Raw genomic sequence first — 11235 nt, forward strand, 5'->3', positions numbered from 1 at the left:
TCCCGCCCACACGCGGGCACCCGTCGAAAACCCGCCGATGCGGGACGCGTCCCGTGGGCGCGCGGCGTCCGGTACGCACGGGGAGGCCGCCCGAATCGACGCGCGGGTCCGGGCGGGATCCGTTTCTCCGGCGGCCCCGCCCGGGTTCCTCCGGTCAGGCCGGGCGGACCACGCTGTGGATGATGGAGGCGCCGCCGTAGTAGACCGACTCCTCGCGGACGTAGGCGCCCGGTTTGGGGGCGTGGATCATCATGCCGTCGCCGATGTAGAGGCCGACGTGGCTGATGTCGTCGTAGAAGAAGATCAGGTCACCCGGCTGCGCGTCGGCGAGGGAGACCGTGGTGCCCGCGTTCACCTGGTCCCACGTGGTGCGCGGAAGGGTGACGCCGGCGGCCCGCCACGCGGCCTGGGTGAGGCCGGAGCAGTCGTACGAGTCCGGCCCGGTGGCGCCCCACACGTACGGCTTGCCGATCTGCGCGCGGGCGAACGCGAGCGCCTGGTCGGCCTTGGAGGCGTACGAGGAACCCGACCCCGACGATCCCGAGGTGTCCGACGACCCCGACGTGTCCGACGTGGAGGTGTCCGTCGAGCCGGAGGTCCCCGTCGACGCGGACGCCTCGCCGCTCTCCTGGGCCGCCTTCTCCGCCGCCTGCTTCTCGGCCAGCTCCGCGGCCTGCCGCGCGGCCTCCTCCTGCTTCTGCTTCTCGATCGCCGCGAGCCGCGCCTTCTGCTCGGCCGTCAGGTCGGACAGCAGTTCACGCGCGCCGGCCAGCTTCTTCTGGACCATCGCCTTGGCGGTCCGCAGCTCGCTCTGCGACTTGTCGAGCGTCTCCAGGCTCTTGGTGGCCTCCTGCCGCTTCTTCATGGTCGCGGACTGCTGGGTGACGTAGTCGTCGACCGCCTGCTTCTGCCGGGAGGTCATCCGGTTCATCAGCTGGGACTGGTCGAAGTAGTCCTGGGGGCTGTCGGCCAGCAGGAACGTGGCCGTGTCGGGCGCGGCGGCCCCGGTCCGGTACTGGGCTGCGGCGAACGTCCCCAGCTCCTCGCGGGCCTTGTTGAGCTCGTCCGTACGACGGGCCACGTCGTCCAGGAGCGTGTCGACCTGCTTGCGCTGCTTGCCGGTCTGCTCCTTGGCCGCGTTGTACTTCTCGGTCGCGGACTCGGCCTGGCGGTAGAGGTCGTCGACCTTCTTCTGGACCTCCTCGACGCTCGGCCTGCCGTCGGTCGAGGGTGTCGAGGGTGCGGCGTTGGCGGTCTGGGAGAGCAGGGCCACGGAGGTGAGGGCGGCGGTGGCGAGGACGGGCGTCCCCATGCCCGCGATGCGCGGACCGGCGGGGCGGGACTTGCGGTGCGACGCCAAAGGAGGCGACTCCTTCCATGTTCCGCCTACCGAGTTAGCTGTCGGGTTCGGGCGGGTGGTTCGGAAGGGTTGCCCTACGGCCCGGTCCCCGAAGGGAGTTGGGCCGATTCACCCCAAGGTCGGTGGGTCCCCGGCTCCGGCCGCCCCACAGGCGTCCGGACTCGACGGAGGCCGCGCGGCCCGGCGTCGTTCGCCGGTGGAGGTCGTACGGCCCGCCCGGAACGGTAGCCAACTCGTGTGGCGCCTGTGAAGGTTGATGGGTGATATGCCCGATACATTTTCGTGACCTTTGGTCAAGGTGGGGCGGGACGTGATCGATGTGCTGCGATCGAGGGTGATTTGTTCGTTTCTGATCTCCCGTCCACGGCTCCCACCTCGTGGTATGCGACCCGTCGCGCACCGTGACCGGGCGACCCGGGGGTGGTCGTGGGCGGTGGGACGGGCGTCGTGCGGACGCGGAATCCGGGGATGTTCCCGGGGTGGCGGCGGGTTGTCAGTGGGGCGCCCTAGACTCGGAGAGCGATGAGCAGCCTCTTTGACGAAAGCTTCCTGGCGAACCTCCAGGCCCCCCACGGGTCCGAGGAGGAACCTCCGCCCCCGCCCGAGGACGATCACGCTCCGGAGCCGCTTCCGGACGATCTGTTCGGCGGGAAGTTCGACGCGCCCCCGGACCGCGACGCGTACTACCGCGGCGGCGCCCCCCGTCCGGCGCTCGACGCGGCGGCCCTGCTGGAGGGGCTGAACGAGAACCAGCGCGCGGCCGTCGTCCACGCCGGCAGCCCCCTGCTCATCGTCGCCGGCGCCGGCTCCGGCAAGACCCGGGTGCTCACCCACCGCATCGCGCACCTCCTCGGCGAGCGGAACGTGCATCCCGGCCAGATCCTCGCGATCACCTTCACCAACAAGGCCGCGGGCGAGATGAAGGAGCGCGTCGAGCAGCTCGTGGGCCCGCGCGCGAACGCGATGTGGGTGATGACCTTCCACAGCGCGTGCGTGCGCATCCTGCGCCGCGAGAGCAAGAAGCTCGGCTTCACGTCGTCGTTCTCGATCTACGACGCGGCCGACTCCAAGCGGCTCATGGCGCTCGTCTGCCGTGACCTCGACCTCGACCCCAAGCGCTACCCGCCGAAGTCGTTCAGCGCCAAGATCAGCAACCTCAAGAACGAGCTGATCGACGAGGAGGACTTCGCGGGGCAGGCCACCGACGGCTTTGAGAAGACCCTCGCCCAGGCGTACGCCCTGTACCAGTCCCGGCTGCGCGAGGCGAACGCCCTCGACTTCGACGACCTGATCATGACGACGGTCAACCTGCTGCGCGCCTTCCCGGACGTCGCCGAGCACTACCGCCGCCGCTTCCGGCACGTCCTCGTCGACGAGTACCAGGACACCAACCACGCGCAGTACGCCCTCGTGCGCGAACTCGTCGGCACCCGCGAGCACGACGAGGACACACCGCCGAGCGAGCACGACCTCCCGCCGGCCGAACTGTGCGTCGTGGGCGACGCCGACCAGTCGATCTACGCCTTCCGCGGCGCGACGATCCGCAACATCCTGCAGTTCGAGGAGGACTACCCGGACGCCACGACGATCCTCCTGGAGCAGAACTACCGCTCCACACAGACGATCCTGTCCGCCGCCAACGCGGTCATCGAGCGCAACGAGTCCCGCCGCCCCAAGAACCTGTGGACCAACGCGGGCGCGGGCGCGCTGATCACGGGTTATGTCGCCGACACGGAGCACGACGAGGCGCAGTTCGTCGCCGACGAGATAGACCGCCTCACCGACGCGGGCCGGGCGAAGTCCGGCGACGTCGCCGTCTTCTACCGCACCAACGCCCAGTCCCGTGTCTTCGAGGAGATCTTCATCCGCGTCGGCCTGCCCTACAAGGTCGTCGGCGGCGTCCGCTTCTACGAGCGCAAGGAGGTCCGGGACGTCCTGGCCTACCTCCGGGTGCTCGCCAACCCCGAGGACTCGGTGCCGCTGCGCCGCATCCTCAACGTTCCCAAGCGCGGCATCGGCGAGCGCGCGGAGGCGATGATCGACGCCCTCGCCCAGCGCGAGCGGATCAGCTTCCCGCAGGCCCTGCGCCGGGTGGACGAGGCGTACGGCATGGCCGCGCGCTCCTCGAACGCCGTCAAGCGCTTCAACACGCTGATGGAGGACCTGCGGACGATCGTCGAGTCCGGCGCCGGACCGGCGACCGTGCTGGAGGCCGTCCTCGAACGCACCGGCTACCTCGCCGAGTTGCAGTCCTCCACCGACCCCCAGGACGAGACCCGGATCGAGAACCTCCAGGAACTCGCCGCCGTCGCCCTGGAGTTCGAGCAGGAGCGCGGGGAGGGCGCGGCGGCACCGGACGCCGCCGCCCCCGCTCCGGGCGCCGCCGCCCTGGGCGGCACGCTGGCCGACTTCCTGGAGCAGGTCGCGCTGGTCGCCGACTCCGACCAGATCCCCGACGAGGACGAGGACGGCTCCGGCGTCATCACACTGATGACCCTCCACACCGCCAAGGGCCTGGAGTTCCCGGTGGTCTTCCTGACCGGCATGGAGGACGGCGTCTTCCCGCACATGCGGGCCCTCGGCCAGACCAAGGAACTGGAGGAGGAGCGGCGCCTCGCGTACGTCGGCATCACCCGCGCGCGGGAGCGGCTGTACCTCACCCGCTCGACGGTCCGCAGCGCCTGGGGCCAGCCGTCGTACAACCCGCCCTCCCGCTTCCTGGAGGAGATCCCGGCCGCGCACATGGAGTGGAAGCGCACGGGCGCCACCGCGCCCGTGTCCTCAGGACCGGCGTCCGGCATCGCGGCCTCGCTCTCCTCGACCCGCTCGCGCTCCTCGGCGTCGGGCGCGTCCGGGTTCGCGACGAAGCGCGCCACGCAGAAGCCGGTGGTGGCCCTGTCCGTCGGCGACCGGGTGACGCACGACCAGTTCGGACTGGGCACGGTCGTCGTCGTGACGGGCGAGGGCGAGAACGCGCAGGCGACGATCGACTTCGGCGACGGCAAGCCGAAGCGGCTCGTGCTGCGCTACGCGCCGGTGGAGAAGCTGTAGCCGACGGGCGATGAGGTGAGGGGTGAAGACCGCGGGTCACCGCGGTCCTCGCGTGACGGCTCGGGGCCGGCTCAGCCGGGGTCGAGGCCGTGGCTGCGCAGCCACGGCAGCGGGTCGATCGCTGCCCCGCCCGCGGGCCGCACCTCGAAGTGCAGGTGCGGGCCGGTGGAGTTGCCGGAGTTCCCGGAGTACGCGATGGGGTCACCGGCCTTGACGACGGTGCCGGACGGGACGCGGTAGCTGGAGAGGTGGCAGTACCACGTCTCCGTGCCGTCCTTCGCCGTCAGGATCAGCATGTTGCCGTAGGCGCTGTTCCACTGGGTGCGGACGGTGCCGTCCGTCGCGGCCATCACCGTCGTGCCGTACGAAACCGGGAAGTCGATGCCCGTGTGCACCGACATCCAGTTGATGCCGGCCTGGCCGAAGTAGGCGCTCAGACCGTGCTGGAGCACCGGGAGCGCGAACTTGGGGCGCAGCCGCTCCTTGCGGGCCGCCTCCTCCGCCGCGCGCTTCTTCTCCAGGGCCTGCTGCGCCTTGAGGTCGATGCGCTCCTGGGTGCGGCTGGCCCGGTCGGCGAAGTCGTCGGCGCCCGCCGAGAGGCTTTCGAGCTGGGTGTCCAGCTTGTTGTTGGCGGCGGACGGCTGCACCGCCCGCACGTCCGAGGCGGTGGTGGCGGCTTCGGTCCCCTCGCCGCCCGTGGTGCCCACGGAGGCGGCGGCGATTCCGGCCACGCCCATCACACAGGCCGAGGGCACGGCGACGGTCAGCAGCGCGGAGCGCTTGGCGGGCGTACGCCGGCGGGAGCGGGACGCGCTGCGCGAGCCGGCGCGCGGCACCGGGACGACCTCTTCCTGGTCCTCCAGCAGCGACGCCACCGGGGGCATCTCCCCGGTGGCGCCCGACTCGGCGTCCAGCGGGGCCTGTTCGTCGTAGGAGTGCTCCTCGTCGTACGGCTCGTCGTACGACGTCGGGTCCGTGTGGGCCGGGGTGTCCTCGTACGTGAGGTGCGGCTGCTCGTAGGACTCGGTCGGCGCGGAGTGCAGCGCGTACGGGTCGGCGGCCGGGTCCGTGCCGTCCGGGTTCCACTGCGTGGCGTCGTACGCGCCGGTCTCGAAGGTCTGCGTGCCCCACTCCCACTGCTGGGTGGGGTCGGCGGGCTGGGTCTGGGCCCAGGCGGTGGCGTCCCACTGGCCGGCGTCGACGACCGTGGCCTGCGCGGGGACGGCCCAGGCGGTGCCGTCGAAGGTACCGCTGTCGTAGGCGCCGCTGTCGTGGAGGGCCTGCTGCTGGGCGGCGTACGGGTCGTACCCCGTGGTCTGGTGGCTGCCGGTCGACCAGTGCGTGGTGTCGTACGCGCCGGTGTGGACGTCACCCGGAAGGCCGCCGAAGAGGGGGTCCGACTCGAAGCCGGCGGTGGCGGGGGCGCCGGTGGGAAAACCGTTCGCGTCGTAGCCGCCGTAGGTGGTGAAGTCGCCGTACTGGGCGTCGTGTCTGCTGTACGCGTAGTGCGCCGAGGCGGCATCGGACGCCGGAGCCGGGGTGGTCATGGTCCCCGACGGGTGACGGTCGTTCACCAACTTCTCTTTCGCCTCGACAACAGGGGCTGCCAGAGCAGTGCGGCGACTGTACCCGGCGGTAGACGGGCGCGACAATCTTCTCCCTGTTTCCCGCGCGCAGGAAACGGGCATCCGGGCGTGTTTCGGGGGACGGCGGGCGTGACCTTGGCTTTGTGTTCGACGGGTGTTCGATGTGGGGCGGCTGTCCGACGGCTGTCCGGAGGCAATCCGAGGGCGGTCCCAGAGCAATCCGGGAGCGATCCGGGGGCCGTGCGCGGGCGGTGCGCGGGCTCTCAGGCGACCGTGAGGCCGCCGGCGGGCGCGGCGAGCGCGTCCGGCAGCTCGTCGTCGAGTGCCTGCCGGATCGCGGCCGCGACGGCGGGGTGCACCGGCAGCGCCAGATGTCCGATGCCCGTCACCCGGACGTTGCGGACCGTCAGGTCGGGGTGGTCGAGGCGGGCCGACTCCAGCGGGTCCATCAGCGAGTCCAGCTCGCTCCAGAAGCTCACGAAGCGGGTGCGGCAGCCGGGCGCGGGCTGGGCCAGCTCCTCGATGACCTCCGAGCCGGGCCGCATCTGCCGCACGATCGGGTGGGCGTCCGCGAGCGGTGCGACCCGGGTGCCGCCGTGCGGGGTGCCCAGTGTGACGAGGGTGCGGACCCGCAGGTCACCGCCGAGTCGCTGGACGTAGTAGCGCGCGATCAGCCCGCCGAGGCTGTGGCCCACGAGGTCCACGCGCGGGCTGTCCGTGCGCACGCAGATCTCCTCGATGTGCCGGCCCAGCAGCTCGGCCGCGGTCCGTATGTCGCAGGTCAGCGGAGAGTAGTTGAGCGACTCCACCCGCTGGCCGCCGTGCTGGGCGAGGCTGCGGCGCAGCAGCACGAACACCGAGCGGTTGTCGATGAACCCGTGCAGCAGCACGACCGGGGGTCCCGCTGGCACCGGCAGCCGTGCGGTGCCGTCCCCGGCGGGCAGGGCGCGGGACGGGGCGCGGCGCTCGCTGACGATCCCCGTCGGATACAGCAGGAGGTGGCCCGCGAGGATGGTGACCTCCAGGGCCGTCGCCTTGAGGAGCGTGAGGGAGAGGCCCGCGAGCCGTACGGGAAACAGAAGGCGACAGAGTGGACGGAAGGGCTCCAGGGCCCGGGTCACCATCATGGCCGACCTCCTGTCGGCACACCGAGGACGGCTCCGTCCCCCGTGTGCGCTCGTGGAAGCCGGGCGAGGGGGCGGTGAGGGGTGCGCGGAACGCCGTGCGCGCCCTTCCCGTCCCCGCGGATCACGCTGCGGCTCCCGAACGTGTCCCACTGTGTGATTTCCCCCTCGGTGGGCGCCGCGAAACTGCCGGTTGCGGGATGGTGTGGATAACGTTCGTTCACTTCAGGACGGTGGCGGGCCGCACGGAATGTGCGGTACTTGTCGGTACGGATGGATGTAGACGCTTCATGGAGGCAGTGATGGGTGTGGCAGCCGGTCCGATCCGCGTGGTGGTGGCCAAGCCGGGGCTCGACGGCCACGACCGCGGGGCCAAGGTCATCGCGCGGGCCCTGCGCGACGCCGGTATGGAGGTCATCTACACCGGGCTCCACCAGACCCCGGAGCAGATCGTCGACACCGCGATCCAGGAGGACGCCGACGCCATCGGGCTGTCGATCCTCTCCGGTGCCCACAACACGCTCTTCGCGGCCGTCATCGCGCTTCTCAAGGAGCGCGAGGCCGAGGACATCCTCGTCTTCGGCGGCGGCATCATCCCCGAGGCGGACATCGCTCCGCTCAAGGAGATGGGCGTCGCGGAGATCTTCACCCCGGGCGCCACGACGACGGAGATCGTGACCTGGGTCAGGGAGAACGTCCGCCAGCCCGCCGGAGCGTAGCGCCGGCGCCGGGCCTTGGCCGGGGACGGCGCGAGGGCTGTCCGGGGTCGGAGAGCGAGTTCGGCCGGGCGGAGGGGTCGGAGCCGACCGGGCGGATGCGGTTCGGGCCGACTGAGTGGAGAAGGGGCCGACCGGGGCAGAGAGGCGGGGCCCCTCGGCCGGAGCCGACCGGGGGGCCGCTCGACGCGGTGATGTGTGGCCGACGCCCGTCACTTGCCGTCCCGTCCGGGCGCCGTTGGCGGGCTCGGGGGCCGGGTTCGTCGGGGCGTGGAGGCCGGTGTTGCCGGGCGGGGCCGGCCGAGGGGGCGCTGCGGCCGAGGCCCGTCAGGTGGTGGTCAGTTCCGTCGTCATCGTCGCGCGCAGGCGGAGTGTTGTCGTCAGGCGTTGGAACGCCTCCGTCCAGTAGCCCCCGGCTCCCGGGGACGCGTCCTCCCGTTCGGCCGGTGTGGTCAGCAGGCCTTCGAGGCGGATCGCCTCCGCGGGGTCGAGGCAGCGTTCGGCCAGGCCCATCACCCCGCTGAAGCTCCACGGGTAACTGCCCGCGTCCCGCGCGATGTCGAGCGCGTCCACCACCGCGCGGCCCAGCGGCGCCGACCACGGCACGGCGCACACCCCGAGCAACTGGAACGCCTCCGACAGACCGTGCGTCGCGATGAACCCCGCCACCCACGCCGCCCGCTCCCCGGCCTCCAGCACGTCCAGCAGCTTGGCCCGCTCGGCCAGCGACACCGCCCCCGGCCCGCCGGCCTCCGGCCCGCCGGCCTCCGGCGCCGAGGGCGCCCCCAGCAGCGCCCGCGACCACTCGGCGTCCCGCTGGCGCACCGCCGCCCGGCACCACGCCGCGTGCAGTTCGCCCTGCCAGTCGTCCGCCACCGGCAGCGCCACGATCTCCCGCGGCGAACGCCCGCCCAGCCGCCGCGGCCAGGTGCCGAGCGGCGCCGCCTCCGTCAACTGGCCGAGCCACCACGCCCGTTCCCCCTTCCCCGCGGGAGGTCTGGCCACGACGCCGTCCCGCTCCATGGCCGCGTCGCACGCGTGCGGCGCCTCCACGACGACCGCCGCCGTCCCGCCTTCGCGGTCCAGCGCCACACAGGCCGCGGCCCTGACCGCCATCCGCGCGGCCAGCGCCGAGTCCGGCAGCGCGGACAGCAACTCGGCCGCCGTCGCCCGCACATTGCGGCTGCGGTCGGCCAACGCCCGCTCGAGGAAGGGCTCGTCGTCGGCGGACAGGCCCGTGCGCAGCGAGTCGAGGAACATCAGCCGGTCCTCGGCCCGCTCCGTCCCCCACGTCCCCTCCAGCAGTTCGCGCGCCTCGGCCGGCCCGCGCGCCCGCAGCGCCGAGAGCAGGGCGACCCGCTCGGCGAACAGCCCCTCCTGCCACAGCCGCCGCACCGCGTCGTGGTCACCGGCCTCCGGCAGCACGGTCCCGCCGCCCGGTGCGGCGCGCAGCGCGAACCGCCAGTCCGCGTTCAGCCGGGCCAGCCACAGCGCCCGGGGGCCCGCGAACGCCAGGACCGCGGGCCGCAGATCGGTGCGTCCGCACGCCGCGTCCAGCAGCGCGGGCAGGGCCTCCGGAGGTGCCGCGTACCCGCGCGCGTTCGCCGCGGCCAGCCACTGGGGCAGCAGTTCCCTCAGGTCCGGCGCGGCGCCCCGGCGTCCGCCGCCCGCGCCGGGACGGTCGGCCAGCAGCACGGCCAGCCTTCGCGCGGCGGCCTCGGGAAGCGCGGGCCGCGGATCGTCGGCGGCCGGTTCCGGGCGGGGCGCCGCGGGCGCCGGACGCAGGCCCGCGCGACGCCGTACGGTCGCCACGGCCGCCGCGTCCAGCAGGGCCACGGGCGCCTCCCGCCCCGGCGCGGCCCACGCGGGAGCGCGCCGGTCGGTCCCGAGCAGCGCGACGGTCACCAACTCCTCCCAGCCGGCCGCGGCTTGTACGGATGCGGCGGACCCGTCCATACGACGTCCTTCCCTCGGGTGTTCCGTGGCACCGGGTCGGTTCAGCACAGCGTCACCGCCCCTCCCGGCCCCGCGGGCCAGGCGGTGAGGGGCGTGAAGCCGCGGTGGCCGCACTCACCGAAGACCGTCACCGGTCGGCCCCCGGAGAGGGCGGCCAGGCGCCACAGCCCGGGACGGGCGCGGGCGGCCGGGGTCAGGGGCAGCGCCGAGTCCGTGTCGGCGTCCGCCAGCTGCCAGCCGTCGCCGTCCGGGACCGGCACGACCCGCTCCAGCGTCACCGGCACCGACTCCAGCCACGGGTCGTCGCGCAGCGCCCCGCCGTACCGCGCGGCGGCCTCGGCCGTCGTCACCCCGGGCGGCCGCAGCGCCGCGGGCGAGGGCGGGGCGAACTGCTCGCCCAGCGCCGCCCGTCGCTGCCCGGCGCCCGGATACGCGGACACCTCGGCGTCCAGGGCGAGACCGACCGGCAGCGCCGGCTCGGGCGAGCGGCCGGCCGCGCCGTACGACAGCAGCAGACACGTACGGTCCGACTCCGTGCCGTACAACCAGATCCGGCGCGTCGTCAGTTTCGCGTCCGCCGTGTCGTACTGGGCGAGGACCAGCCAGCGGTCGCGCACCGGCGGGCCGTCCGCCGACGCGGGCAGACCGAGCCGGGAGCGGACCGTCGCCGCCAGTTCCTCCGGAAGGCCCGCACGGCGCAGCCAGCCCTGGTCGAGCAGATGCAGCAGCGCGCACTCCTCCAGCAGCCGCACCGGCCAGCCCGGACCCGACGCCGGTATCGCCCCCAACTCCCGCACCCGCGCGGCCAGTCCCGGCGCCTGCGCGTCGACCATGCGGGCCGCCGTCTCCTCCCACAGCCCGTACCCCCCGCGCTCCGCCGTGGCCAGGCCGCCGCGCAGCAGGTCGGCGAGGCGCTGCTCCAGCTCCGTCGCCCCCGCCGTGACCCGCTCGGCCCGGCGCTCCGCCCTGCGCCGGGCCGCCTCCGGATCGGCCGTCGCCGTCGCCGTCGCCGAACCCGCCCCGCCCGCCGACCGTTTCTCCTGCGCCCGCTTCCTGCGGTCCTCGATCCACTGCTCGGCCCACTCCGGCGCCGTCCCCGCCGGCACCGCACCGTCCCCGCCCGCCCACAGCAACAGCAGCCCGAGCGCGTGCTTGCACGGGAACTTGCGGCTCGGGCAACTGCACCTGTACGCGGGCCCCGCCGCGTCCGCGACGTCCACGACCGTCTGGTACGGGCTGCCGCCGCTGCCCTTGCACAGCCCCCACACCGTCCCCTCGCCGGAACTCCCCGCCTCGGACCACGGACCGGCCGCGCCGAGCTTGCTCCCCGCCTTGCGCGACGCGGCGTCAGGCGCCAGTGCCAGCACCTGGTCTGCGCTCCAGCGCACCCCCTGCTGAGTCATGCCAACGACGGTAGGTCCCGCCACTGACAATCGCCCCGG

General features: G+C 73.3%; 7 protein-coding genes and 1 riboswitch. Of the genes, 2 read left to right on the forward strand and 5 right to left on the reverse strand.

Features of this window, described 5'->3' with window-relative positions:
• Nucleotides 1-154: 154 nt before the first annotated feature.
• Nucleotides 155-1360 (reverse strand): NlpC/P60 family protein, encoded by a 1206-nt coding sequence (locus AB0F77_RS09435; RefSeq protein WP_361944024.1) that lies wholly within the window; start codon nucleotides 1358-1360, stop codon nucleotides 155-157.
• An 8-nt stretch (nucleotides 1361-1368) separates the two neighbouring features.
• Nucleotides 1369-1537: riboswitch (cyclic di-AMP (ydaO/yuaA leader) on the reverse strand.
• 345 nt (nucleotides 1538-1882) lie between these two features.
• Between AB0F77_RS09435 and pcrA the strand changes: the two genes are divergently transcribed.
• Complete coding sequence (pcrA, locus tag AB0F77_RS09440) at nucleotides 1883-4411, forward strand: DNA helicase PcrA (RefSeq protein ID WP_361944027.1); 2529 nt, start codon at nucleotides 1883-1885, stop codon at nucleotides 4409-4411.
• 71 nt (nucleotides 4412-4482) lie between these two features.
• Here the strand turns inward: pcrA and AB0F77_RS09445 are convergent, their stop codons facing one another.
• Both AB0F77_RS09445 and AB0F77_RS09450 read right to left on the reverse strand, forming a co-directional pair.
• Entirely contained in the window at nucleotides 4483-5985 is a 1503-nt protein-coding gene (locus AB0F77_RS09445) for a M23 family metallopeptidase (protein ID WP_361944030.1), read from the reverse strand.
• A 275-nt stretch (nucleotides 5986-6260) separates the two neighbouring features.
• Nucleotides 6261-7124, reverse strand: coding sequence for an alpha/beta fold hydrolase (locus tag AB0F77_RS09450; RefSeq protein ID WP_361944033.1), 864 nt, complete (start codon nucleotides 7122-7124; stop codon nucleotides 6261-6263).
• Between the two features lie 299 nt (nucleotides 7125-7423).
• Here AB0F77_RS09450 and AB0F77_RS09455 point away from each other — a divergent pair, with 299 nt between their 5' ends.
• Entirely contained in the window at nucleotides 7424-7840 is a 417-nt protein-coding gene (locus tag AB0F77_RS09455) for a cobalamin B12-binding domain-containing protein (RefSeq protein WP_361944036.1), read from the forward strand.
• Nucleotides 7841-8164: 324 nt separating this feature from the next.
• Here AB0F77_RS09455 and AB0F77_RS09460 read toward each other — a convergent pair whose 3' ends face one another.
• The gene (locus AB0F77_RS09460; RefSeq protein WP_361944039.1) at nucleotides 8165-9793 is read right to left on the reverse strand and encodes a DUF5691 domain-containing protein; all 1629 of its coding nucleotides are present in this window, start codon (nucleotides 9791-9793) and stop codon (nucleotides 8165-8167) included.
• A gap of 41 nt (nucleotides 9794-9834) precedes the next feature.
• The gene (locus AB0F77_RS09465) at nucleotides 9835-11196 is read right to left on the reverse strand and encodes an SWIM zinc finger family protein (protein WP_361944042.1); all 1362 of its coding nucleotides are present in this window, start codon (nucleotides 11194-11196) and stop codon (nucleotides 9835-9837) included.
• Nucleotides 11197-11235 lie beyond the last annotated feature (39 nt).

The organism is Streptomyces sp. NPDC026672 (assembly GCF_040638185.1).
Taxonomy (GTDB): domain Bacteria; phylum Actinomycetota; class Actinomycetes; order Streptomycetales; family Streptomycetaceae; genus Streptomyces.